Source organism: Ruegeria sp. HKCCD6426 (genome assembly GCF_057221115.1).
This window is the reverse complement of record NZ_JBWVBF010000002.1, coordinates 216197-241188: the sequence shown is the minus strand read 5'-3', so window position 1 is coordinate 241188 and position 24992 is coordinate 216197. Positions and strand designations below refer to the sequence as shown.

The 24992-nt window shown below is 54.6% G+C and carries 26 protein-coding genes; 19 read left to right on the top strand and 7 right to left on the bottom strand.

What is annotated here, in order from left to right; all coding sequences use genetic code 11:
- The first annotated feature begins 159 nt into the window (after positions 1–159).
- Positions 160–1281 carry a DNA polymerase III subunit beta gene (dnaN, locus tag AC2TDA_RS05845; RefSeq protein ID WP_480844751.1) on the top strand — a complete coding sequence of 374 codons (1122 nt, stop codon included), beginning with the start codon at positions 160–162 and terminating at the stop codon, positions 1279–1281.
- A 59-nt stretch (positions 1282–1340) separates the two neighbouring features.
- Complete coding sequence (recF, locus tag AC2TDA_RS05840; protein WP_480877970.1) at positions 1341–2438, top strand: DNA replication/repair protein RecF; 1098 nt, start codon at positions 1341–1343, stop codon at positions 2436–2438.
- Here the strand turns inward: recF and AC2TDA_RS05835 are convergent.
- Positions 2435–3001: a carboxymuconolactone decarboxylase family protein gene (locus AC2TDA_RS05835; protein ID WP_480877972.1), complete on the bottom strand. Its 567-nt coding sequence runs from the start codon at positions 2999–3001 to the stop codon at positions 2435–2437. The two genes, recF and AC2TDA_RS05835, sit on opposite strands and share 4 nt — an antisense overlap.
- Positions 3002–3101: 100 nt before the next feature.
- On the opposite strand from AC2TDA_RS05835, the gene AC2TDA_RS05830 reads away from it, so the two are divergent.
- The 5 genes from AC2TDA_RS05830 to AC2TDA_RS05810 all read left to right on the top strand — a co-directional run bounded on the left by AC2TDA_RS05830 (position 3102) and on the right by AC2TDA_RS05810 (position 8233).
- Positions 3102–3674, top strand: a complete 573-nt coding sequence (locus AC2TDA_RS05830) for a TetR/AcrR family transcriptional regulator (RefSeq protein ID WP_480844748.1) — start codon at positions 3102–3104, stop codon at positions 3672–3674.
- 125 nt (positions 3675–3799) lie between these two features.
- Positions 3800–6217, top strand: coding sequence for a DNA topoisomerase (ATP-hydrolyzing) subunit B (gene gyrB, locus AC2TDA_RS05825; protein WP_480877974.1), 2418 nt, complete (start codon positions 3800–3802; stop codon positions 6215–6217).
- Between the two features lie 118 nt (positions 6218–6335).
- Positions 6336–6512 (top strand): hypothetical protein, encoded by a 177-nt coding sequence (locus AC2TDA_RS05820; RefSeq protein ID WP_480877975.1) that lies wholly within the window; start codon positions 6336–6338, stop codon positions 6510–6512.
- Between the two features lie 5 nt (positions 6513–6517).
- A complete protein-coding gene (locus AC2TDA_RS05815; protein ID WP_480896850.1) occupies positions 6518–7033 on the top strand; it encodes a hypothetical protein in 516 nt (171 codons plus the stop codon).
- Between the two features lie 609 nt (positions 7034–7642).
- Positions 7643–8233 (top strand): DUF7737 domain-containing protein, encoded by a 591-nt coding sequence (locus AC2TDA_RS05810; RefSeq protein ID WP_480877978.1) that lies wholly within the window; start codon positions 7643–7645, stop codon positions 8231–8233.
- A gap of 344 nt (positions 8234–8577) precedes the next feature.
- On the opposite strand, the gene AC2TDA_RS05805 is transcribed toward AC2TDA_RS05810, so the two are convergent.
- Positions 8578–9450 (bottom strand): LysR family transcriptional regulator, encoded by an 873-nt coding sequence (locus AC2TDA_RS05805; protein WP_480877980.1) that lies wholly within the window; start codon positions 9448–9450, stop codon positions 8578–8580.
- A gap of 89 nt (positions 9451–9539) precedes the next feature.
- Here AC2TDA_RS05805 and AC2TDA_RS05800 point away from each other — a divergent pair, with 89 nt between their 5' ends.
- Positions 9540–9842: a YciI family protein gene (locus AC2TDA_RS05800; protein ID WP_480877983.1), complete on the top strand. Its 303-nt coding sequence runs from the start codon at positions 9540–9542 to the stop codon at positions 9840–9842.
- Positions 9843–10052: 210 nt separating this feature from the next.
- Complete coding sequence (locus tag AC2TDA_RS05795) at positions 10053–10379, top strand: hypothetical protein (protein WP_480877985.1); 327 nt, start codon at positions 10053–10055, stop codon at positions 10377–10379.
- A 136-nt stretch (positions 10380–10515) separates the two neighbouring features.
- On the opposite strand, the gene AC2TDA_RS05790 is transcribed toward AC2TDA_RS05795, so the two are convergent.
- Both AC2TDA_RS05790 and AC2TDA_RS05785 read right to left on the bottom strand, forming a co-directional pair.
- Complete coding sequence (locus tag AC2TDA_RS05790) at positions 10516–10854, bottom strand: hypothetical protein (RefSeq protein WP_480844739.1); 339 nt, start codon at positions 10852–10854, stop codon at positions 10516–10518.
- Positions 10855–10909: 55 nt separating this feature from the next.
- On the bottom strand, positions 10910–11437 hold the full coding sequence (locus tag AC2TDA_RS05785; protein WP_480877986.1) for an RNA 2'-phosphotransferase: 528 nt from the start codon (positions 11435–11437) through the stop codon (positions 10910–10912).
- A 198-nt stretch (positions 11438–11635) separates the two neighbouring features.
- On the opposite strand from AC2TDA_RS05785, the gene AC2TDA_RS05780 reads away from it, so the two are divergent.
- From AC2TDA_RS05780 to AC2TDA_RS05745, 8 genes are all read left to right on the top strand, one after another.
- A complete protein-coding gene (locus AC2TDA_RS05780) occupies positions 11636–11902 on the top strand; it encodes a helix-turn-helix domain-containing protein (protein ID WP_480877988.1) in 267 nt (88 codons plus the stop codon).
- A 203-nt stretch (positions 11903–12105) separates the two neighbouring features.
- Entirely contained in the window at positions 12106–12444 is a 339-nt protein-coding gene (locus tag AC2TDA_RS05775; RefSeq protein ID WP_480877990.1) for a hypothetical protein, read from the top strand.
- Between the two features lie 55 nt (positions 12445–12499).
- Positions 12500–13078, top strand: coding sequence for a c-type cytochrome (locus AC2TDA_RS05770; protein WP_480877992.1), 579 nt, complete (start codon positions 12500–12502; stop codon positions 13076–13078).
- A gap of 9 nt (positions 13079–13087) precedes the next feature.
- Positions 13088–13987 (top strand): c-type cytochrome, encoded by a 900-nt coding sequence (locus tag AC2TDA_RS05765; protein ID WP_480877994.1) that lies wholly within the window; start codon positions 13088–13090, stop codon positions 13985–13987.
- Between the two features lie 4 nt (positions 13988–13991).
- Positions 13992–14483: a c-type cytochrome gene (locus AC2TDA_RS05760; protein WP_480877996.1), complete on the top strand. Its 492-nt coding sequence runs from the start codon at positions 13992–13994 to the stop codon at positions 14481–14483.
- A gap of 93 nt (positions 14484–14576) precedes the next feature.
- Positions 14577–15053, top strand: coding sequence for a DUF411 domain-containing protein (locus AC2TDA_RS05755; RefSeq protein WP_480877998.1), 477 nt, complete (start codon positions 14577–14579; stop codon positions 15051–15053).
- A 460-nt stretch (positions 15054–15513) separates the two neighbouring features.
- Positions 15514–17265 (top strand): adenylate/guanylate cyclase domain-containing protein, encoded by a 1752-nt coding sequence (locus tag AC2TDA_RS05750; protein ID WP_480878000.1) that lies wholly within the window; start codon positions 15514–15516, stop codon positions 17263–17265.
- A 271-nt stretch (positions 17266–17536) separates the two neighbouring features.
- Positions 17537–18694 carry an adenylate/guanylate cyclase domain-containing protein gene (locus AC2TDA_RS05745; RefSeq protein ID WP_480878002.1) on the top strand — a complete coding sequence of 386 codons (1158 nt, stop codon included), beginning with the start codon at positions 17537–17539 and terminating at the stop codon, positions 18692–18694.
- 367 nt (positions 18695–19061) lie between these two features.
- Here the strand turns inward: AC2TDA_RS05745 and AC2TDA_RS05740 are convergent, their stop codons facing one another.
- Complete coding sequence (locus AC2TDA_RS05740; RefSeq protein WP_480878003.1) at positions 19062–19955, bottom strand: sulfotransferase domain-containing protein; 894 nt, start codon at positions 19953–19955, stop codon at positions 19062–19064.
- A 121-nt stretch (positions 19956–20076) separates the two neighbouring features.
- On the opposite strand from AC2TDA_RS05740, the gene AC2TDA_RS05735 reads away from it, so the two are divergent.
- Entirely contained in the window at positions 20077–20967 is an 891-nt protein-coding gene (locus tag AC2TDA_RS05735; protein ID WP_480844723.1) for a LysR family transcriptional regulator, read from the top strand.
- A 307-nt stretch (positions 20968–21274) separates the two neighbouring features.
- On the opposite strand, the gene AC2TDA_RS05730 is transcribed toward AC2TDA_RS05735, so the two are convergent.
- Positions 21275–22054 carry a GNAT family N-acetyltransferase gene (locus tag AC2TDA_RS05730; RefSeq protein WP_480878115.1) on the bottom strand — a complete coding sequence of 260 codons (780 nt, stop codon included), beginning with the start codon at positions 22052–22054 and terminating at the stop codon, positions 21275–21277.
- Between the two features lie 404 nt (positions 22055–22458).
- Between AC2TDA_RS05730 and AC2TDA_RS05725 the strand changes: the two genes are divergently transcribed.
- Complete coding sequence (locus tag AC2TDA_RS05725) at positions 22459–22737, top strand: helix-turn-helix transcriptional regulator (protein ID WP_480845468.1); 279 nt, start codon at positions 22459–22461, stop codon at positions 22735–22737.
- A gap of 575 nt (positions 22738–23312) precedes the next feature.
- Here AC2TDA_RS05725 and AC2TDA_RS05720 read toward each other — a convergent pair.
- On the bottom strand, positions 23313–24710 hold the full coding sequence (locus AC2TDA_RS05720; protein WP_480878005.1) for a DUF1214 domain-containing protein: 1398 nt from the start codon (positions 24708–24710) through the stop codon (positions 23313–23315).
- Positions 24711–24992 lie beyond the last annotated feature (282 nt).

Below are 24992 nucleotides of genomic sequence, written 5' to 3'. Positions count from 1 at the left end.
CCACGGTCGAAGATGAACTGTGCCCGTACAGCCACGTGCCTCTTGACGGTAGGGGCAATCCGACCCAGAAAACCATAAAAAATCCTTGTGCCTCAGGGTGGAACCGCTAACGTGCCAGTCCCGCCCATTTTCGGCACGCAAGTCAGAGGAATAGAGGGTATGAAGATCAGCATCGAACGCGGCACCCTTCTCAAGGCCGTCTCTCAGGCCCAGTCCGTTGTGGAACGCCGCAACACAATTCCGATCCTGGCCAATGTGCTGATTGAGGCGGAAGGCGATCAGGTCCTGTTTCGGGCAACCGATCTGGACATCGAGGTAGTCGACAAAGCCCCCGCACAGGTCGAAAAGGCTGGCGCAACAACGGTTGCCGCAACCACGTTGCATGAGATTGTGCGCAAACTGCCCGACGGAGCCTTGGTAACTCTGACCGCCGACAGCGCCGCAGGTCGTCTGACGGTCGAGGCGGGGCGCTCGAATTTCTCGTTGGCGACACTGCCGAAAGAAGATTTCCCGGTGATGGCGTCGTCGGAATACCAATCAAACTTCACGGCCTCGGCCGCATTGCTGCGCCGTCTGTTCGACAAATCGAAATTTGCGATCTCGACGGAAGAGACACGGTACTACCTGAATGGTGTCTACATGCACGTGACCGATGGCCCCGAAGGCGGCAAGGTGTTGCGCTGTGTGGCAACGGATGGTCACCGTCTTGCCCGCATCGACGCGGATTGTCCCGATGGCGCGGCGGACATGCCGGGCGTAATCGTACCGCGCAAGACCGTCGGTGAGCTGCGCAAGCTGCTGGACGATGACGAGATGGATATCGCTGTTTCGGTCAGCGAAACCAAAGTGCGTTTCGCTACACCGGATATCACTCTGACGTCGAAGGTGATCGACGGAACCTTCCCCGACTACACGCGCGTCATTCCGCAGGGCAACACCCGCAAGATGGAGGTGGATGCCGCCGAATTCGCACAGGCCGTGGACCGGGTTGCAACTGTGTCGTCAGAACGCTCGCGCGCCGTGAAGCTGCAACTGGACGGTGACAAGCTGGTGCTGTCGGTAAACGCCCCTGACAGCGGTGCGGCAGAGGAAGAATTGGCCGTCGCTTATGGCGACGAGCGGTTGGAAATCGGCTTCAATGCCAAATACCTGCTGGAGATTGCGTCTCAGGTGGATCGCGAAAATGCGGTGTTCCTGTTCAATTCCGCAGGTGATCCGACATTGATGCGTGAAGGCAATGACCAGAGCGCGGTTTACGTGGTCATGCCGATGCGCGTCTGATTGCGCTGACGGTCGATGCCTCCGACGGAGGTTTATCAAAACAGAAGAAGGGAGGGGTCATGACTTTGGCCCTGACCGAGCTTACGGTCTCGCACTTTCGGTCCCACAAGATGACGCGGTTGTCGTTGGATGGGCGGCCGGTGGCCATTCATGGTCCAAACGGGGCCGGTAAAACCAACATCCTTGAAGCGGTGTCTTTGTTCTCGCCCGGTCGCGGGATGCGACGGGCAAGTGCGGCCGAGATGACGAGGCGACCCGAGGCGCTGGGCTGGAAATTGTCCGGGCTGTTGCAGGCGCAGGGTCAACAATGTGAGATTGAGACCTGGTCTGAAAGCGGCGCGGCGCGTCAGGTTCGGGTTGATGAAAAGGCTGCGACGCAGATCGATCTGGGAAAGCTGGCGCGCGTCGTCTGGTTGATTCCGTCAATGGACCGTTTGTGGATCGAAGGAGCCGAGGGTCGGCGGCGGTTTCTGGACCGGCTCGCCCTGAGTTTTGATCCCACCCATGCCGAAGCTTCCCTGACCTATGAAAAGGCAATGCGGGAACGTAACCGCCTGCTGAAAGAACAAGTACGGGACGCGCACTGGTATGCCGCGCTTGAGGGGCAGATGGCTGAGATGGGCCATCGCATCCACGCGGCACGACTGGCCGCTTTGGATTATTTGCGCGCGGCGCAGGCTCAAGCCGAAACGGCTTTTCCATCTGCGGAGCTGGAACTGGTGCAGACCGAGGGCGCCATGCCTGAGACATCGGACGATCTGCGCGAGGCGCTGACCGAAAGCCGCTTTCGCGATTTGGCGGCAGGCCGGACATTGGTGGGCCCGCATCGGTCGGATTTATGGGGCGTGTATGCTGCCAAGGGCGTTCCCGCCAAGGATTGCTCGACCGGAGAGCAGAAGGCGCTTTTGGTCTCACTGATCCTGTCCAACGCGCGGGCGCTGGCCGGCCTGGTTGGGGCGCCGCCGATTGTTTTGCTGGATGAGGTGGCGGCACATCTGGACGCCGGGCGCCGGGCCGCGCTGTATGATGAGATCTGCGCTCTTGGCGCTCAGGCCTGGATGACGGGCACCGGGCCTGAGCTGTTTGCGGATCTGGGCGATCGCGCCCAGACGCTGGTTGTGACCGAAGGTGATGAAGGTTCGGTCGTGACCCCTTAAGCGGGTTCGCTGACTTTGCGTTTCCAAAGTAGGGGATGGAAGACCTTGTCTACCGGCGTTTGAGCCATGTGGTTGACGTAGTTCGACATGGTTTTCTGTGCCAGCCCCAGAACCACGTCCAATACCGCGCGGTGCGAATAGCCGGCATCAAAGAACGCCTGCATCTGCTCGTCAGTGACGTTGCCACGCTGGTGCATCATCTGCAGGGTGAAAGTACGCAGCGCCTCGAGCTTGGCGCTGGGCAGCGGAGTTTCGTCGCGCAGGGCGTTGGTGATCTCGTCCGGCACCTTCATCATCTTTGCGATGCCGGTATGGGCCGGGACACAGTAGTGGCATTCGTTTTCTACATTGATGGTCTGCCAGACAACGGTTTTCTCATCGTTGTCGAAATCGGTCTGCAGGAACAGGTTGTGCAGAACCTGATAGCCTTCCAGATGCTGGGGGCTCTCAGACATAACCTTGTGCAGGCCGGGCAAGCGACCAAAAGCTGCCTGAGATTTTTCCAGCAGGGGTTTGGATCCTTCAGGGGCGGTGGTCAGATCGTGGGATGGAAAGTTTGCCATGTCGAAACTCCATTTTTTGGCGCGATGACTCCGAAATAGGGTTTATTGAGCAATCACTCAAGTATATATTTGAATGATCATTCAAGAAATGGTGAGGCCGATGCCCCGAAAACCCTCGTATGACCGTGATGCGCTGATTGACCAGGCCAGGGATATTTTCTGGCGTCAGGGCTGGGCGGGGACGTCGCTGAAAGATCTGGAGCGCGAGTTGAAGCTGAAGCCAGGCAGCTTTTACGCGGCTTTCGGGTCCAAGGATGCGCTCTATGCTCTTGCGTTAGAGCGTTATACGCGCGCTGGTGTAGCCCGCCTGTCGGCCTTGGCGGAACAACTGGGTCCCAAGCGGGCGCTGCAGGCGCAGCCGCAGCTGGTGATCGAGGCGACAGAGATGCCCGTGAAGGCATGCATGCTTGCAAAAACCTATGCCGAGTTGCATGCAAAAGACCATGAGTTGGCCGAAAAAGCTGCCATACACATGGCCGAGATGAAAGCTTGCTTCGCCGACCTCTTTCGTCGCGCGCAGGAGCTGGGCGAACTCAGTTCCGATCACGATCCGGAGAAACTGGCGATGCGCTATCAATCCGACCTTCTGGGGTTGCGTTTATCGGCAGATCGCAGGGATGTAGATGCGCGGGCAATCGCGGCGGATATTGCGGCGGATATCGATCGTCTTTGACCGAATGGCGGCAGTTCGCCGAGTAATCCTGATTCACCCGATTCCACCACAAAATATTGGGGGATCGCGTGACAATCCCCACCAGAGAACGTATAAGTTACCAAAATAATATAGGTACTCACGGAATGTCCGAAGACGCACAGGCACCTCAGGAATACGGCGCTGATTCCATAAAAGTTCTCAAAGGGTTAGAGGCGGTTCGCAAGCGCCCTGGCATGTATATCGGGGACACGGATGATGGCTCGGGGCTGCACCATATGGTGTATGAGGTGGTCGATAACGGAATTGATGAGGCTCTGGCCGATCATGCCGATCATGTGACCGTGAAAATTCACGCGGATTCCAGTGTTTCCGTCAGCGATAACGGCCGCGGAATTCCGGTTGATATCCACGCGGAAGAGGGTGTCTCTGCCGCCGAGGTCATCATGACCCAGCTGCACGCGGGCGGTAAGTTCGACAGCAACTCGTACAAGGTGTCGGGCGGCTTGCATGGCGTGGGCGTTTCGGTTGTGAACGCCCTGTCGAAATGGCTGGAACTGCGCATCTGGCGCAACGGCAAGGAACACTTGGCCCGCTTCGAAAGCGGAGAGACTGTGGAGCATCTGAAAGTGGTCGGCGAATGCGGCGATCGTACCGGAACCGAAGTGCGGTTCCTCGCCTCAACGGACACATTCTCGAATCTGGAATATTCCTTCGAGACGCTTGAAAAGCGCCTGCGCGAGCTGGCGTTCCTGAACTCAGGTGTGCGGATCATCCTGATCGACGAACGCCCGGCGGAACGGCTTGAGACCGAGTTGTTCTACGAGGGTGGCGTGAAGGAGTTCGTCAAGTATCTGGACCGTTCCAAATCCGCCGCGATGCCTGAACCGATTTATATCAAGGGCGAACGGGACGATATCGGCGTTGAAATCGCGATGTGGTGGAATGACAGCTATCACGAGACGGTTCTGCCATTTACAAATAACATCCCGCAACGCGATGGCGGCACGCACGTGGCGGGTTTCCGCGGTGCGCTGACCCGAACGATCAACAACTACGCGCAGTCCAGTGGCATCGCGAAAAAGGAAAAGGTCAGCTTTACCGGCGACGATGCGCGCGAAGGCCTGACCTGCGTGCTATCGGTGAAAGTGCCCGACCCCAAGTTCTCGTCTCAGACCAAGGACAAACTGGTTTCGTCCGAGGTCCGACCTGCGGTCGAAAGTCTGATGAACGAAAAACTGTCCGAGTGGTTCGAAGAGAACCCGAATGAAGCCAAAATCATTGTCGGCAAAATCATTGAGGCCGCATTGGCCCGCGAAGCTGCCCGCAAAGCCCGCGAACTGACCCGCCGCAAGACAGCGATGGATGTGAACTTTCTGGCTGGTAAGCTAAAGGATTGTTCGGAAAAAGATCCGACAAAAACCGAAGTCTTTCTGGTCGAGGGGGACTCTGCGGGCGGATCTGCACAAACTGGTCGCGACCGGCAAACGCAAGCGATCTTGCCGCTCAAGGGTAAAATTCTGAACGTTGAGCGCGCGCGGTTCGATCGGATGTTGGGCAGTCAGGAAATCGGTAACCTCGTCATGGCGCTGGGCACCGGTATCGGGCGCGATGAATTCAACATCGAAAAGCTGCGTTACCACAAAATCGTCATCATGACCGACGCGGACGTGGATGGTGCCCATATTCGGACCCTATTGCTGACTTTTTTCTACCGGCAGATGCCTGAACTGATCGAAGGCGGTTACCTCTACATCGCGCAGCCGCCGCTTTACAAAGTATCGCGCGGCAAGTCCGAGGTGTATCTAAAGGATCAGGCGGCGATGGATGAATACCTGGTCAATCAGGGCGTCGAAGGGGCAGTTCTGAAACTCGGTACGGGCGAGGAAATCATTGGTCAGGACCTCACCCGCGTGGTGGACGAAGCACGTCAGCTCAAACGTGTTCTTGACGCCTTCCCGACCCACTACCCCCGCCATATTCTGGAGCAAGCCGCCGTTGCCGGCGCCTTTGTACCGGGCGCAGTGGATGCCGATCTGCAAGGCGTGGCCAATAAAGTTGCAGCCCGGCTGGACCTGATCGCGCTGGAATACGAGCGCGGCTGGCAAGGTCGGATTACACAAGATCACGGCATCCGTCTGGCCCGTATCCTGCGCGGAGTCGAGGAGGTCCGCACGCTGGACGGCCCGATGCTACGCTCGGGCGAGGCAAGAAAGACCGGAAGCTTTACTCAAAGTCTGCAAGAGATTTATAACACTCCGGCAACGCTGGTCCGCCGCGATCGCAGCCAGGTAATCCACGGGCCTCTGGACCTGTTGCGTGCGATTCTGGAAGAGGGTGAGAAGGGCCTGTCCCTGCAACGCTACAAAGGTCTGGGCGAAATGAACCCCGATCAGCTGTGGGAAACCACGCTTGACCCCGATGCGCGAACGCTGTTGCAAGTGCGTGTAGATGACATGGTCGAAGCGGATGATCTGTTCACGAAGCTGATGGGCGATGTCGTCGAACCGCGTCGCGAGTTTATCCAGCAAAACGCGCTGAGCGTTGAAAACCTGGATTTCTAGACAATTTGTAGGATCACCCATAATCGTTCGCGACGCCCATAATCGTTCGCGCTGGTGCGTCTGGACGACCTCTGGGTTAGGACAAAATCGGCCCCAAATTTCATCGAATTTTGAGGGTATGAAGAAAACGGTTGTCGGCTTTGCCGGCACCGTTGATTTTCATCTTGTTGCTGTGAATTTTCTAACGACGATCTCGGGTCGCGAGATTGCTCAAATCAGCACCAGATTTCGCGACAAAACACCCCTGGTGGCCGCAGGTGGAAGCAGTGCGCATCTGGAGATTCTTGCGCTATGACAGAGATGATCGAAAAGTATGACGGGCGCCAAATTGGTATCGATGGGGTTCAGCATGAAGTCATCGGTCGAGTTGTCGGGCGGTCTGCAGTGCAGCTCAAATCGCCTGAGGGCGTGGTTCACGAGATATCCGACATAGAATTCCGGCTTCAAGTATCGCGTGGCAATGTTGCGCATGATGAACAGGCATCAGCTTCTGGTCGATACATAAGTAGCGAAGAGCGATTGAACGCTCAGTTTCGATATGAAGCCCTCAAAATGGCCGAGAGATTGAGGCAAGATGGCTTCAATTGGGAAGAGCGGATCATATTGATGCGTAAGCACTTTCTTGCGGATTTGCGTTTCGCAAAGCATGCAGAAAGGTTTCCTGGCGTCCGGGCAATTCAGAAATGGATAAAGGCACATCGTGAGCAAGGTGACGTTGGCTCGAAGATGGACGTTACCGATCCGGGAATAGAACTACTCGCAACGATGCGCTTTTCGAAGAAATTGTCCTCGATATTCTGGAAGAGCAATATCTGAAAACGGACCGCAAAACAGCGAAGGCAGTCTGGAGAGATGCCCGGGCTGTTTATCTTGAGCGCTGTGCCAATTATGACATCGAACCTCAACCGCATGGCCAAAAGGTTGTTGATCGGATCATCCGCAGCCTGCCGCACGCCGACGTTGTGAAAACACGCGTCGGCGGTCACGAGGCCAAAATGCGGCTCGTGCAAGCGGGTCACTTTGCGCGAGTAGAAAGGCCATTCGAACGCGTGGAGATGGACAGCACTCAAGTCGATCTGTTTGTCGTTGTCGATGACGAAGGAACAGTGAGCCGACCATGGGATTGCGCGGCCATTGATTGCGCGACAGGAATGTGCGTCGGCATGCAACTCAGCCTGAAAGAACCGGCGTCCGTTCTGACTGTCCAGACACTGAAGGAAATGATGCTGCCCAATGGCGGTCCGGCTCTATGGTTTGTCCGGCGGTCGCGTCGGGCAAGTGCTCCGTATTTTGAAGGGCGCCTCGGCCGTCATGAAGGACAATGTGATGACGTTTCAAGACGTTGTTCGAGCCGCGAGGCAACTGGTTCAGGTTCAGGCTGTGCCGGAATGGTTCCTCCAACCAGAACTCCCAACTGACACCTAATTGGCCAGTTCCTACGTAGCAGTCATGCACGAAGCGGGACTTAAGTTTCACAAGCTGGACAGCAAAGCGCGATTTGGACGCGGCTACGAGCAGCCGCTGGAGGAGATTCCGTCAAGGGTATTTTCCGAAATCCTGCGCCATTGTGATTTATTCACGTCTGTGCCCTCGATCAGTCTGGACCCAGAATGGGAGGATCGTGGACGTGATGCCGAGCACCCGAGCCAATGGCGCCGGGACGCAGACATTTATTGGGCTACCAGCCACACTCGGCGGCTGGAAGGGTCCGCCAAAACGCGTCGCGAGATGCTTGAAATTCTGTTGCCGCGCCTGAAGAAAGCCAAATATTTCAGCCTGGATGATATGCATCTGAAAGTGCAGGGCAAAAAACACGCATATCTGATTCACCTGGGTTCTGCGGCCGTTCATCTTGAAGCAAACCGAAGACATGTTTGCATTGTTCCAGATGCGAAACCCAAAAAGATCGCACTGCCATTCGAAGGTGATGCAACTCTCTCTACGATTCTTAGCAAAGCGTTCCTGTTGGTCGATGACGACAAAATCACCGATCCGGTCATTTTGAACCAGATTTAGCGGTTGGTAGACAGAAATGCTCCTCAAGCCTTCATTGGAGTTCAGGAGCTTGAGTTGGGACTTGAAAAAAGTTTTTCAAACTCAGGACAAACCAATCAACCAGGCTTTGGCCCAAGCAATCGAGCCGCGGGTCTCATTACGTGCATGCGATTACAGCTATGCAGCTCGTGTCATTCTCGGCTTCAACAAGCCTACGCCCATACCGCTAATGAGCCCCGGCGTAGCTGGCGCTGAGGCTCATTTATGTTCCACCACACGGAATGCGTCAGACGCCTGTGGAGGCCCTATATGCAGATCTGATGGTAACCGATGATGTCTGACGTGACATTGCTTTCGAGCGGTGGTCACGCCCAAGACAATTCGGCCAACCAGGATTTGACAGTGGTTACCGACAAACGCGCTTCATCTGAATGCGATAGCAGCCACACATCCCGTGCCATGCCTGATTTCGACGGCTCTGTGCCGATACAACGAAACCTTTTGTCTGCGCCGCAGACCAGCTTCGGCAGGACAGCTTTCCCATATCCTCTCGCCGTTGCCTCCAGAGCGGTGTCGATATCCGAAACCCGGAAACCGCATGGGCGCTGTTTGAGGTGCTTTCGAAGCTCCTCTGTCCATCGCGCCTGCGGAAGGGATGCTGAGGCATCATCGTAGCAAATCCAGTCAGCGCTATCCTGCTGTTCTTTTGTCAGCTGCGATCCGCAATACGCATCGAACCCCAATTCGCCGAGTTTTTGGGCGTTTGTCGTCAAACCGCCCTGTTCGGGGCGGGAGAAGCGGATGGCCAGATCGGCCTCGCGTTTTGTCAGGTCGATGTTTCGTGCTTCAGGAACCAGCTCGACGGTCAGGTGTGGATGCTTGTCGCCCAGCTTTCCGAGGTGAGGCAGAATGACCTGATTGATGATCACGGGAACGGCGCTGATCCTGATCGTGCCTGCAACCTGGCCGGAGGACTGATCCAGATGCTCTCTTAGCACCGTGTTTTCGCGTTCCATGGTTTCAGCGTGCTCTAGTATTTGATGAGCTGATTCAACCAATTGATGCCGACCCGCTTCGTTTCGGACAAAGAGGGTCATGCCCAGCGTCTGTTGCAACCGTTTCAAACGTCGCGCGACCGTCGTTTCGTTCACACCGCACCGCCGTGCCGCATCCGACAGCGTGCCTGTTCTGTGCAGCGCGAGCAGATATTTGAAGTCATCCCAATCATGATCCTGCATTTTTGCAGATTAGACTGGCAAAATTACTTTGCCAAACAGCAAATTTGCTCTGCCATAGTCGCTTTGGCACAGCAAAATGAGGATCCTAAATGAAATTCATCGTCCTGTTTGAAGATGTAGCTGATGCCGATCCTGGTATTCGGGCGGCTCACATGAAAGAGCATATCGCTTTCCTCGAAGATAACGCCGAGGCAGTCGAAGCCGCCGGACCCCTGACAGACGGCGAGAACAGAGGGCGCGATGGTCTTTGGATCGTTGAGGCTGAGGATCAAAGTGAGGTCGTGAAGCTGATCCACGCCGATCCGTTCTGGCCGACGGGTCTCAGGGCCTCCTTTTCCATTCTGCCCTGGAAGCAGGTTTACCGGGACGGAAGGGGGCTGATCTCTTCCTGAGGTTTGCGAGGGACCGCCTACTATTCAGTTCCGATCGCCAGCATGAGCAGCAGAGCACACGGCGATTGTTGATTTCGTTCAGATCACCTTTTCGCATGAGACATCAACGGGCGGTATCTGCAATTTTCAGCCGCCGCCTGACTCCGTCAGCTTCTGGCGAAGTCCTTACCAAACATGGCTCTGGGCCTCGTTTTGGATTATGGTCTCAGAATGGACAGCAAGCTCCAATCTCTCAGCCGCGCCGACCTGATTGCACTTCTGCGCAAGTTTGTTCCTGTAGACGAATTGGAGCGCTGTCTGGACGATTTGCTGAAACAGAAAATCAAAAGATCAAATGTTTGGTGTCGTGACAGCGCAGAAGCAGTGGCTGAAGAAGCTGTTGCCGCTTCAGCAGCGGGTGCCATTCTTGAAAGGATTGAGGGTGGCCGCCACACAAATTTCGACGTTCCAGGCGAGCTGAAACCCAAAAGGGATGCTCTGACGGAGGCAATCGAGACAGATACCGATGCAACGACCGAGGGCGAGGAGGATGCTTGATTGCTGGTGACCAAGGGCAAGCAACTGACGGAGCTTCTATCATTGCCACCGCATTGCCGATCTCAATAGTGCAGCTTGTGCTTGTGGTGAGCGACAAGACTACTGAAACTGGACAATTGGAAGCTGAAGAAGGAGCCTAAGCATCCGCTGTTAAGAACCGCGCGCCGATACCAGCCTTCTCAAGATCTGCCTGCAGTGCTCCTCGGTCTTCCACAGTCGGCAGGTGAATGGCGGCCTGACCATCTTTTAAGAAACCCTCCAGGCAACGCTTCGCCTTGAGCATGGAGGCACCCCGACGCGCCAAGGCTATCGCGGCCGATGGCACTTGCGCTTCACTGCCCCGCTTTCGGATCAGGGCAGTGTTTTCTGACGAACCGGACCGCACCTGGTCGATTTCCCTGACAGGCCCAATCGTTCGAACCGTTGTTTCATAGATGGTTTGCTCACGACCGTTGCCGTCCATCACCATGTTCATTCAGTATGCCCGGCGGGTTCAGGTGCCCGTTCGTTTTGCAAGTATCGCGGTCGGATTAGAAACCCAGGTATTGCGCAGGGACGAAATCCGTCAACCAAACCGCATTGTCCGCCCGATAGAACGCATAACCGTCCCGATGCATACTGCCAGTTTCTATCCGAAGGACGGCCGGTTTTCCGCGCCGTTGCCCTACCTTTTCAGCGGTCTCAGGATCAGGAGAAAGGTGGACCTGTTGCCGCCTGCCTGGTTTCAGACCTTCGCTGAAAATGCTGTCGAGATTTGATCTGGCAGTGCCATGATACAGGGTTTCCGGCGGCGCTACGGCTTCGAGACCCAAGTCAACATCGACCGAGTGTCCCTGAGCCGCGCGAATGAGTGTCCCATCGTCCGAGATTGTGAACCGCCTTTTATCGTTTTCCTCGACGATTTTGCGCAGCTCTGCGACATTCAGCGGCTGACCGAAGCGTTTCATCCCCCGCAAAAGATCGTCAATACGCGCCCAGCCGCCCGGCATAAGGGTCAGCCCGACGAGTTCAGGCTCGTGACGCAGGATCCTTGAAAGAGTCTTGCTTTGTTTCGACATGATCGGCGTTTCCGAATTTTTGCTGCATTTGGACGGTTCCGGCCCGGATGTGTCAACATGCGATTGGCGGGATTGACCGGCTTTACGCGTATCCCTTGTCTGCCAGGTTTGGCGATGACGCTGCAAAGGGTGCCCGGACAGGCAATTTTTTGGTAGCATGGCATCGATTTGGAGGGGTTGGTTGGGAAAGGAAGCAGTATGAGCGTCGAAGAACTGAAGCAAGCGATCCTGGAGGAGAGGCCAGAGCTCAAAGAGTTTCTCGCGCAAAATCAGGAGAAGACGGACCTTGCCCTGGAGCTCTTGAAACTGAGAAAGCTGGCGGGGCTCACGAAAGACGCGCTGGCGGATGTCTCGGGACGCTCCGTCGAACAGATCGATCGGCTTGAGGCACCGTCCGGTGATCTGCCGTCCGAGAGTGAGGTAGAGCGCTATAAAACGTCTTGCCGGCGGTATTCCAGGCGTTGATCATGACGGGCCGCCGAATGGAAGTTGTCGGTGCAGATATCACTGCCGGTCTCGGGCTCAACGCAAGGGAATAGAAGCGCGTGAACGCGCGTCATTGGCGGTTCGGCGAGTTGTCGCTGGTCGAAGGCTTGACCCGCGCGGACGTTGAGAACATCATCGCCTCGGTGAGAGAATTGGAACAAGACAACGGGATGAGCTGAGCGGTGCTTTTGGACAATCGCAGATGGATCGGGCTGATGCTCGTCGCGGCAGGCGTGTTCGCCGCTGCTCTGCTTTTGTCCGGCGGTGTCGCTGAGGCCCATGGAAAACATGAGCCCTCCGTGGTTTCCGACGAGGTTCAAACGCACGCTGAACATTCCGCAAAGGACCATCAGGGCCAGTGTCACGGTGGGGCGTTCTGCAGCGGCCCTGCGATCATCCAACAATCAGTTTTGACGGCGGAATTATTGGGATGCAGCGAACGGTATGTGCTGCCGCGCGCGACGAAGGGCATCCCGGTGGTTTCAAATTTTGATCCACCGCCACCCAAAAACCTTATCTGATCCGTATCCGCACACACCGTCTGGTGTGAAGAGGTAACTCAGACAGGGAAGTCCAATGAATACTGAAAAACTGTTGCTGGGCGCCGTGGTTGCGTCCGTTCTGGCTGTGACAAGCCAATCGGTGTTTGCGCATGGCGGAGCCACCGGCATTGTCAAGGAACGCATGGATGGCATGGGTGTGATGAAAGAAGCGATGAAAGTACTGACCCCGATGATGCGGGGGCAGGTCGATTATGATGCCGCTGTGGTACGCGAACGGTCTGAGGATATCAGCAGCCATGCAGGCGAGGCGCTGACCAAATTGTTCCCCGAAGGTAGCCTTGATACACCATCCGAGGCGAAGCCAGAGATCTGGCAGGACTGGGACGCGTTTTCAGCCCTGGCCGAAAAGCTGCGTGTGACGGCGGACGGATTGGGGGAAGCTTCCGAAAACGGGTTGGTGATGTCGGGCGAAATGCCTGCTGTCGGCGGTATGATGGGCGGTCAGGGCGACACCATGATGGGGGGCGGAATGATGGGCATCGGTGCAGGCTCCGATATGATGGACCTATCACAGATGCCGGCTGACGGGGTTTTCACCATGATGGGACAGGTCTGCTCGGCCTGCCATACACGCTTTCGGGTCGAGAAATAGGTCTGAGTGATGCGTAAGCCCTATCGTTTGGGGCTGGCTGGGTTGGTTATCGCCATGGTCAGCCTTGCCGGCCTGATGGCGTGGCCGATTGGTCAGCCACTCGCGCCCATCACGCTGGAGGGGGATGTTGATCGCGGCGCCTATCTGGCTCGCGCGTCCGGCTGCATCGCATGCCATACCAATTTCGCGAAAGGAGGAGCGCCCTTGGCGGGTGGCGTGGCGTTGGAAACCCCGTTTGGCACGCTGTATTCGCCGAACCTCACCACCGACCCGGGCCACGGAATCGGAGGTTGGAGCCAGACACAATTCGCCCGCGCCGTCCGCGAAGGGGTCTCGCCCGAAGGGCACGCCTATTACCCGGCGTTCCCGTATCCTTTCTATGCCAATTTCTCGGATCAGGAGATTGCCGATCTCTGGGCCGCCTTCCAAACCGTGCCGCCGGTCGCCGAACCTTCGCGGACGCCCCAGATGAGCTTTCCGTTCAACCAACGCTGGGGGCTGAAACTCTGGCGCGCCGCCTATCTGGAGCCTCCACGGACAGGGCCGGTGGTGGGGAAGGACGCGGTATGGAACCGGGGTCGCGAACTCGCCGAAGGGGCCACCCATTGCGCGGCCTGCCATACGGGACGCAACTTCGCTGGCGCGCGCAAATCCGACACGGAGCACTTCCGGGGCAGCGATGCGCTGCCAGGCGGTGAGAAAGCACCAGCCATCGATCATCTGACTTTGGCCGGCAGGGGGTGGGACGTCGCCAGCCTGGCCTACGCCCTGCGCACCGGCATCACTCCCAAAGGGGATACCTTTGGCGGCTCCATGGGCGAGGTCGTGCTTTACGGCACAAGTTTCCTGACAGAGGCCGACCGGACGGCTATCGCGACCTATCTGATGGACGAACATGAAGGGGGATGAGGCAATGAAAACCGGAACCATCTTTGCATTTGTCCTGGCCGGGATTGTCGTTACCGGTGCTGCGGTCGTATGGTTCGCGCCGTCGAGCACGCAGGCGGGACCGCCAGAGAAACTGAAAACGACTGATGTTGAGGAAGGTGCGGTGCTCTATGCCGAGTTTTGCGCCTCCTGCCATGGCGCTGAACTGGAGGGGCAACCCAATTGGCGCACCCCAAATGAGGATGGCACCCTGCCTGCTCCGCCACATGATGCGACCGGCCATACCTGGCATCACGGGGATGCGCTGCTGTTTGACTACACCAAACAGGGTGGTGAAGCGGCGCTGCAAGCCCGCGGCGTGTCCGGTTACGCCAGCGGCATGCCGGGATTCGGCGACAGCCTGAGCGACCAGCAGATCTGGAACATCCTGGCCTATATCAAATCTACCTGGCCCGAGCGCATCCGCGACATGCAGGCGGTGCGCACCGAAAGCGAACAGATGCAGGGCGGCTCCTGACCGCCCGCTTGACACATATCATGACACTTGCCCGCGGTTTCGGTCACAAGAACCATCGTCACACCGCAGGCGCGAAAACGGAAAGGAAATGACATGACCACCCCGACACTCGACCGCCGCCTCTTCCTGGCTGGCCTTGGTGCCTCCGCCATCACTCTGGCCCCGCCGGCTCTGGCAACCGTCAAACCGCGGGTAGAGGTCCTCAAGGACCCGAACTGCGGGTGTTGCAGTGCCTGGATCGACATCATGCAGAGCGACGGGTTCGAGATGGAGGTGCAGAACGCCTCCTGGGAGACCTTGTCTCAATATAAAGCCACCAAGGGTGTCCCGGAGGAGATGGCCTCCTGTCACACCGGCCTGGTCGAGGGATACGTCATCGAAGGCCATGTGCCGCCAACTGATATCCGGCGTCTTCTGGCCGAACGTCCCGATGCGGTGGGGCTGTCCGTTCCCGGTATGCCCTTTGGCTCACCCGGCATGGGGCCGGAGAGTGAGCGGGAAGCCTATTCGGTCTTCCTGATCCGCAAGGATGGCACCACAGAAGTGTTCAATCACTACGCGGCGGCCTGATCCACCGCTTCCGATTGGCGTAGGCCAGGGGTGGGTCTTTCGACCCACCCTTCATGCATCGTCGCGGGCAGTGCACGAAAGGTGTCTTCGCCACCCGTCTCTTGTGCCCCTGCCCCGAAATCCGACATGCTCACGTGTCAGGGGAAACGGACTACACCTCAATCCCGGTGAGGCAGTTTGACTAAAGTGTCGTGAGCAGATTGTCCAAATCCTCACGGCTTGGGCTGAACTAGCCGACTATGCAAATAGCGGTACAAGGTTAACACTCACCAAACGAGCGGGTCGCAGAGAACGGCAACTTTGGAGCCCTAAAAGCACATCCCACGTTGATAGTTGGGTGCGGGGTGCGCACCATTTATTGCTCTATCGAAGACTTTAGCGATTCGACTTCGCGCGGATATCTAATGACGTGGATTCTCGTCACTTTCGGCGGTATTCTTGTGGCGTTAGGAGAGTTTTCTTGGAACGCCGCCTTGCCGCTATTCTTGTTGCCGATGTGGTCGGTTACACCCGTCTTATGGGGCATGACGAAGCAGGCACTCTTGAATGCTTGAAAGCAGTTCGTAGCAAAATAATCGAACCACTTGTTTCTCAACACAATGGTAGAATTTTCAAGCTCGTCGGCGACGGGTTGTTAGTTGAATTTGCCAGCGTCGTCGACGCGGTCGCCTGTGCAATAGAATGGCAAAAGGCCATTCTTCAAGCTAGGTCGGAGGATGAAGGAACAAAGAGCCTTAGTTTTCGTATCGGACTTAACCTTGGTGACGTTATTGTTGATGGCGAAGATCTTTTGGGGGACGGCGTCAATATAGCGGCTCGACTTGAAGCCCACGCAGAACCGGATTGTATCTGTTTGTCTGAAGATGCCTATCGACAAGCCACCGGAAAAATTAAGGTCGAGTTCAAAGATTTGGGTAAACTGGAACTCAAGAACGTAGATCAACCCGTTCATGCTTATAGCATTGCACTGAGCGGAGCCGCTTTGCCAATAGGTGTTTCGCCGATCCCGTTATCAAGATCGAATAAGCCCTCCATTGCTGTCCTTCCGTTCCACAACTTAAGCGGTGAAATCAATCAAGAGTATATTGCCGACGGCGTGTCAGAAGACATCATTTCCGCTCTGTCCCGAAACCGATGGCTGATGGTTATCGCCCGCAATTCCAGTTTTGCCTATAAGGGTGAGGCGGTAGACCTGAAGGAAATCGGCAATCAACTTGGTGTACGTTATGTGCTCGATGGAAGTGTTCGCAAAGGGGGTAACCGCATCCGAATTGCCGCTCAATTAATCGATGCGGCGTCCGAAAAACAAATCTGGTCCGAGCGGTATGATCGGGTTCCAGAGGACATTTTTGCGGTCCAGGATGAAGTCACCGAGGCTATCGTCGGGGCTATTGCGCCGGAGTTGGACAAGGCAGAGCAACAACGAGCGACATTTAAGAAGTCCGGCAAACTGAATGCATGGGAAATATATCAACAAGGAATGTGGCATCTCTACAAGCGGACCAAAGAAGACCTGATGGAAGCGCGCAAGCGATTTGAGGCAGCCCTATTGCAAGATCCCAACTTGTCTCTGGCTTTTTCCGGTTTGGTGGACGCGTACTACTATGAAGTGGTGCTCGGCCTAGCGGAGTCCCCCGCAAAAAACCGCGAATATGCACTACGATCCGCCCGAATGGCGGTAGAACTGGATCCCGATGATGCGGCTGCTCACTGCGCTATGGGAAAGGCCCGGATCGTAGGTCGCGAGCACGAAAACGCGATTCCAGATCTCAAACTGGCCGTTGAGCTCAATCCAAGTCTTGCTTGGGCTCATTACGGTCTCGGCGCTGCCGCTGTGTTTTTGGGAAGTGCCGATCAGGCTATCCCACACTTGGAAGACGCCATTCGCCTCAGCCCCCGTGACCAGCATATGGGGTCGTATATGGTGAGACTGGCCGAGGCGTATTTATTGAAGCGCGACTACAGGCTAGCGATTGAATGGGGAAGAAAATCACTTCAACAGCAAGGGTTTCAATGGTCCCGCTACTCTGTCATTCTCGCTGGCCTGGGCTACTTAGGCAAAACTGAGGAAGCCGCACGGTTGTTTAGCGAGTGTTTAGCGCACCGACCTGACTTTTCCGTTTCTATGGTCCGGCGGTGCCATCTCTATACACATGCCCCAACGCTCGAACATTATCTTCAAGGTCTACGAAAAGCTGGTCTTCCTGAATGAACCGTTCTGCGCAATCGCGGTCTTTGAATGGCCGATTTAAAGCGACAGTCTTGTTGCGTATGCCGGAATTGCAAAGTCTTGTTTTGAATGTCTGCTTTGGGCTGCGAGCGCCGTTGAAAAATTGAATTTGAGGTGTCCTTGAAGTGAATTAGACTGGGAACTAACTGTTCACATAGCTCATTGTGAGGACATCATGGCAGCTCCTTTAATCCAAAACTGGGAACTGACCGCCGCCATACAGGACTTAGCAGATTGGCTGGTTCAACAGGGCTTGGAGAATGCGCCGGTGGAGATCTGGCTCGAAGCATTCTGCAACCGTCTTGTTTCGGCAGGAATTCCACTTCAACGCGCAAACATCACTGTGCGCGCTCATCATCCCGAGATTGGGACAGTCGCTTTTCGCTGGCACAGGGATGGAGGAAATGAGCGACAGGAGTTTGTCCGAAGAACGGATGCACCTGAAGAATACATACAAAGCCCGATTTACTATCTGTTGGTAAACAATGTTGACGAGATCAGACAAGATCTGACAGTCGAAGAACCAGAGCTTGATTTTCCGATATTCGACGAACTTCGCGAACGCGGTGCGACAGACTACTTCGCCGTTAAACGGTTCTTCCTTATTCAGGATAACGCTACACCTGTCGATCCAATGCAGGCCGAGGAAGGAGCTATTATCTCGTTGACAACCGACGCGAGCGGGGGCTTCACAAGCCAGCAACTTGACGGATTGCGCCAACTGATATCTCCACTTTGCCTGACGCTGAAATGTGGGGCGAACAGACTGATGGCTGAAGACATAACCGCCGCGTATCTGGGCCGAGACGCCAGTCGGCGCGTTCTTTCCGGGGATATAACCCGAGGTTCATCGGAAACTATTTCAGCGGTGATTTGGTATTTTGATTTGCAAGGATTTACCAAACTGTCAGAGGCGCTTCCGGGGGACTCAATCATAGAATTGCTAAACGATTACTTCGCAGAAGCTGTTGATGTAGTCGAACGCAATGGCGGTAACGTTCTGAAATTCATGGGAGATGGTATGCTTGCCATCTTCGATATCGATCAGGTTCCGGACGCTCGCAGCGTCGCGATTCACGCGGCCATTGAGTTGCGAGATACCTTTGATAAGCTCAACAAACGACGGCAAGCGGACGGTTTACCAACGACCGGCTTCACTCTTGCGTTGCACGCTGGCGATGTACTTTATGGCAACATTGGCGGCCGGTCTCGTTTGGACTTCACAGTGGTCGGCCCGGCAGTCAATACAACCTCCCGGATTCTTGGCATGTGCAGCGCACTAGATCAGAACATTATTGTTTCTAACAGGGTGGCAGAGGACTTGGTGAAATCCATTCCAAATCTTGTTTCGCTGGGGCAATACAGACTGCGTGGTGTTGCTGAAAGACAGGAGCTGTTTACAATAGATTAAACGCGAGTTGAACAGCGTCACCCACACCGAGTAGACGGGCAGCAGTCTTCTGATACATTACGAAAGTCTTGTCAGTAGAACGTGGGATAATTAGGCAGAGCACTTAAGCTGGCTCCAACTTCCAAAAATGGCCCTTCATGTGCGTCAGTTCAGGTCCAGAGACCATCCGAAGAAGATCTGCTTTGGGCTGCCACCAGCCAATCGAACTGATTGCAGAGCATGGTAACTCAAAGCCTATTGTTCCCAGTTTTCTGTGATGTGGCGAAGGTCTGCTTCTGCTGAATGCAATCCCGTTACAGAGCAATGTTTAGAATTATGTTTGCCGTGACGGTATCGCGGGTCGGGTGTTCCCACCAGCGACTGAACCCTAACACTTGCCTGTTTCAATCCAGTGGGCACAAGCATCACCCAGCTGCTCGCGGGCCTTCTGCTCGTACTGCTGATTTAGATTTTGAGGTAAATCACTTTTCCAACGACCATTGGCCCCTTTGTGGATGAAAGTTTTTGCACCACCTTCCCAGAACGCGCCCCCAAGTGGCACTGATTGTTCTGCATTGGATTTCATGTAGTCGAACGAGCAGTGTTTCAACACATCCACCATCATTTCGTCATCTATGTCGATGTCGATAAATTTAGCAATCTCACGAATTTGACTTTCCATGTCGGCTTTAAGGTTCGCGAAATGCACCAGCTTGACGTTGGGCAGGTCCCGCACCGACCACCACGATCTTACGTTTTCCCAAAATGACCAAAATGGCGCGCCGTCGTTCTCTAACCAATTCTCGAAATATATCGGAGGTTCACCGATGGGCGGAGCCAGAGGTGGCCCGACGCGTCCGGGTGTATTGTTCAGAGCGTCGTACCATGCTTCGTTACCATTGACATGATGATTGTGGAGTGACCAAACGATATCCCGGCCGTCGCGACCAATGTAGATATATTTGGCCTTTTCCGAGAACACGAGCGCATCAACCGGCAAGTGGGTTTTCAGGAATCTGCGGTGAGTTTGTGCTTCGATCATCGGGAGCTTAACTTCCGGCGGTGGCACCCGCAGATCAACCCATGGGCTCATCTCGGCGACAGGCAGGTCCTCTTTGCCACAAAATATGAGCTGACTGATGATCTGCTGCATCCATGTGGTGCCGGATTTTGCGTAAGTCGCAATGACGATATCGTCGTCACGAAAGCTGAATTTGTCCCAGATTGTACTGTCGATGTGATGGTTTTGAATGTCTCTGGTTTTCTCTGGCATGGTATTCATAGTTCCAGCTCTCCGTTCCCATTGTATTCAAACTTAAGCTACCGGCTGGTCTGATCTGCAAAAATGGCGAATAGTAGGGTATGACACTGCAAAATTGCAGAATAATCGCCGGGGTACGTTCGTGTTCAACTGGAATGACATTCGCGTTTTTCTTGCCGTCGCTGAAGAGGGTTCGACCTTGGCGGCGGCCAGCGTCATCGGCATGAACCAGACCACAGTTGCGCGCAGGATCGAAGCTCTTGAACACGCTCTAAAAATTCAACTATTTGAACGGGACAACCGCGGCTACAAGCTCACAGCTCAAGGTTTGGCTTTGCTGGACGACATGAAAGGTATGCGCCGCGCGGCGTCAAAAGTTTCTGTCTCGGCTGAGCAACTCGCCAGAGACGAACATGGTGTTATCCGTTTTTCAGGAAACGCAGAAGCCATGCAGCGGTTCGGTGCCGGGCTTGTTTCAGCGTTTCGAGAGAAAAATCCAGGTATCAGCTTCGAACTTCAGATCGACATTGCCTGGGATAAGGATCAGCCGCCGCTTGAGACGGGAAAGTCTGACATAGCCCTCCGACCTCTTGACGAGATATCAGGGGACACACTGATAGCTAAAAAAGTTGCTCAGTTTCCGCTGGGTGTCTATTGCAATCTTGCGTATCAGAAGATTCACGGTGCACCCGGAAATTTGGCGGAAGCCAGCGGGCACAAGTTTCTGATTTACTCCGAAGACATCGCAAGTGTCATGAAATCCGTCCGTTGGCTGAATGGTCAGATCGACCCATCGCAAGTTCTTTATCAGGTGAATGCCGTGTCCAGTATGGTGGCGGCACTTCAAGTTGGCGATGCATTGGGTTTGTTACCATGTGTAACAGGTGATGCGACCCCCGACTTGGTCCAGTGCTTCAAACATGAAGAGCTTCACCATAAGCTTTGGCTGATAGCTTCTCGCGAAAGTTACAGCCGTCCTGCAATAAAAAAGTTCATGGCATTCGCCGGAGAACACTTCAAAGCGTTAACATGATTCAACCATTCAGACGTTGCCAACAAACGGTCTTCTGATCAGCGTTTCGTGGTTGAAATATGAGCACAAGTTGCTGACGCTAGTCGAAATAGCCTTTTCAACATTCCTGCATGCAAAGCTGCCATTCGTTTCAAATGATACCCCAGTCGCCTTGGTGCGCCTAGCTGCCAAAGCTCCCATGGGACCGGACCTTGGCCAATCCCGGACCAGCCGTTCGAGTATTGCACGGCCGACGGCAAGGGAGAGCCCCTTCCGAGCGTCTTACAGCAGCGCAGCGAAGGTCTGCTGCGTTTAAGCTTGGAAGTCATCAGGAATTCCTTTTTCGACTAGACCGCCGAACAATCAGGGTTTCAGATCTATCCATCTCTACTTCCCAAGCAGTGCCGCTCGAAGCGAACAGGTCTTTGAACCCCTGCATATTCGACGGCTCATTCGAGATCAGTACCCAGCCTTCATCGGACACACCGCTAATCAACCGGTCCAGCACCTTCAACCGATCTTTTTCCGACAGCATGTATAACGTTCGATCTATGAGCAGCGCTTCGAACTTACCTTTTGGGGAAAAGGTCTTTATGTCAGCAACAATGCCCTCAACGCTCAAATTTTCGCAGGTTGCAGTATCGGTCAAATCACGAATGCCAGTGGGGGAGATGTCAACGCCTACAACGCTGTGACCCAACCGTGCGATGAACAACGCGTCATGGCCCTGACCGCAGCCAATGTCCAACACGTGGAGCGGTTTGCCGGAGTATTGCTTGAAGAAATCGACAAAGATTTGTTTCGGTTCCCCTAGTGCCTTGGGCGTTGAACTAAATAGCTTGTCGAAGCTGTACGGTAAATAGAGGCCAAACATCTCTGTAGTTGGGTTTGGCAGTTCTTTTTCCACCTCAAATCCATTTTTCTTCAAAACTTTGGCAGAAGCTGGGTTTTTCGCTTCGACGCCGCCACAAAGTTGCACAGACTGGCTGTCGGCCTTGTACCATGTGGTGAGACCCGAGATCAGTTCGGTCGCATTACCTTTCCCCCACGCGCGTTCGCAAAAAGATACCCCAGATGAACGGTCTTGAGCGTTTCGGGTTCCAAAAATTCAGCTAAGATCAGAAGACCCAAAAGGCGATCATCGGCCCGATCTCGAGCCAACACTACATCGCTCTCAGCGGCCCGCTCATTTATCCAGTCATTTATTGCGGAACTGCCGTCGAGGTTCTGCATCAGCTCAGGCAAATGTTGTAAAACAGCAGGGGTAACAGTCTTCGCGAAATTGAAATCACCCCACACCCGTCAGAAGGTTTGGCATTTCTCGACGAGCGCTTTCAAAGCCCTCTACGCGAAGGTCGAAACATTTTGACCCTGCGGGTTACTAACGAAGCCCTGGACGCCCCTATCCGTACGCGGGTTGGGGCGGCTCGATCCCCACCGCCGTTACCTGAACTCGATTCATTGCGGGGATCTGGTGGTTTGACCGGATCCGTCCAAGTCATATTGCGAGCGATGCTTGAGACAGGAAAACCAACGTTATCCAAAATTGCTCAGGTCATGGGGGTCAGCCCCAGAACTTTCCAACGCCTACTCAAACTGGAAGGTACAAGCTTTTCCCACATTCTCGCCGAGATCAGGCGTGAGGCCGCCACAGAATGGATAGAGATGGACGAAGGAACTCTCAGGGATTTGGCTATGTCCTTGGGATATTCTCATCAGTCGGCTTTCACGCGGGCAATTCGACGATGGGAGGGTCGGACCCCGAGAGAACTGGCCAAAGCAAAGCGATGAGCAGAGCCGTTTGCACTTCGTGCGGACATCAAATCATGGGGGGAGTGAAATTCTTGTGTCGAGAGAAGTTCTGCCCAACCGCACACACAATTTCTATAGCCAAAATCAGTCCTAAATGTGCGTTGCGCGAATGGTATGATTGCTGCGCTCAATCATTTTGGGTGACTACCAGCTGAACGCTCATTTATCGAGGCAGTTACGGCTCCGAAAAGTGTCTTTTGTGGTGATGAAGCGATTGTAAGGAATGAGAGATTTCTTGCAAATTCCCGCTATTTCTCAACAGTTCTCAAGCTATCATACTACTGCCCTATGAGCACTCCCACGCGCGATAGCGCAGCCGGCTCAAGTGCTCCGGGAGGCGAATAGGGATTTGCGAAGGAGTAAATCAAAAACAAGGTAATCCCATTGTAAATTCCAAACAGAGCCACGAATACAATGCTCAGACCCGACGTTGCGAACGCAAAAAAGCTGATTGAGATAATGACAAGGCCGGCTATTGCCGCGAACCAGAACGGTGCTTCGCACCCCGGTGTAACAGATATTACACCGGGGCGTTCCTCAGCCATCAGGCTCATTTACTTTACGATTTCGGCCTTTGGTGCTTTCCAGGTCTTCATCTTTTCCAGATCGGGCTGATAGATCCGCATGATGATGTCGATCCCCAGATTCTCACGGGTGATTGGAAGCCAGTTCTCTGCCGGAACACCTTCGGGTTGTTCGGCCGCGATGTGGATCTCGATCCCACCTTCCGCGTTCAGCTTCATGCCAGCGTTTTGACCTACGCTGTATTTGTCTTCTTTGTTGGGGATGAAATAGCCATGCTTGGTGTCGTAAAGCGTGGCTGACCAAAATGCGATTGCCGGTGGAAGCTCATCCTTAGTCATTTTGATTACATAGTCGTGCTCGGCATTCATCGGCTTGCCATCAGTGGTGGTTATGCCCGGATACATCGCCTCGCTCGCGGGTTGACCAAGCGGCCCGACAACGGATTGCAGGAACATTGTGTCGATATCAATCTTCCCTTTGGGCTGGAACACTTTGTAGAGATACGGCGCGACCTCCTTGGGCGAATTCCAGATGGCATTCTCTGCGGCGTACATTTTGGCCGCGGTTGCTGCCAGACGTTTGTAATCCACTGTTTTAGGCGCGTTCGGATCAAAATCCTTGCCCGGCTCAACCCCAACCTGCTTGAGCGCGGCCAGTGCTTCTTTGTCCATTTCATATTTTTCTGGATCAAAAGAGGTGTAGTTGAACACCCACTGCATCACTTCCAGGAAATTCTCAGCATAGACATTCGCGTCAGTTGAGTATTTCGGCGTGTTCAGAGGGGTTACGGGTTTGGCAGGTTTACCCTGGAACTCCGACAAGGTTTGCAGTTTGACTTCCTTGATCGCTGCCATGTTTGCTTTGAATTTGGCCGGGTCGTTTGCCTGCGGCATGACGCGAAGAAAGGCTATGCCAAAGTCGCCGGACATCTCGAATATCTGGTCGACGCCATCGACGTTTTCCCCGGAATATCCGTCGGTACGTTCGGAATAGTAGAGGATCCTAGTCGGTTTCTTGAAGTCACCTTTGGCCGTGGCAAGGGGAATGTTGACGTAATGATCTGTCGCCGAAACCTCCAGCGAGACGAATTTGGAATCGAAGGCCGGATACTCGATCACCACCGCGTCGTCGCGCATGTCCAGCAGCGAAAGTACATAGAGCGTATCATTATTTGGGCGCGGAAGGGCGCGCACAGACGCATTGGCCAATCCCTTCGGATAAGCCGTTTTGTTCCACCCGCCCGAGGCCAACGGGTTTTTAGGGTCGACCACGAAGTTGTTGAGCGTATTGAACAGCGCAACATACTGTGTTGAGCGTTTCACAAGGTTCTCCAGCTCTGCGTCGCTAAGCTGTTCTGCTTTCAAGGGAAGCGCAAAGGCGAGCCCGATGGCGGCAGCCGACGCTATAGTCTTCATAATTTTGTTCATGATTTCCTCCGAATTACTTTTGACTTCGAATTCAACTGTTATTGGTCGGTGCAGGCACAAACCTAGGCATTTTTAAATTTGGAGATGTGTCATTTTGACGTTAACATGCCCCCAATTCGCCAAGCTTTACAAATAGTTAAGAAGATACAGTATTTACTGATTTTCCTAATTCATTGCCGGACAGTGGGGCAAAGTGGCACTAAGCGCGGGCCGTCAAACCAAAGGATCATCTTCAACCTCAAAGTTTCCAACTGCGTCGAGATGAGATCACATTCTGTCTCG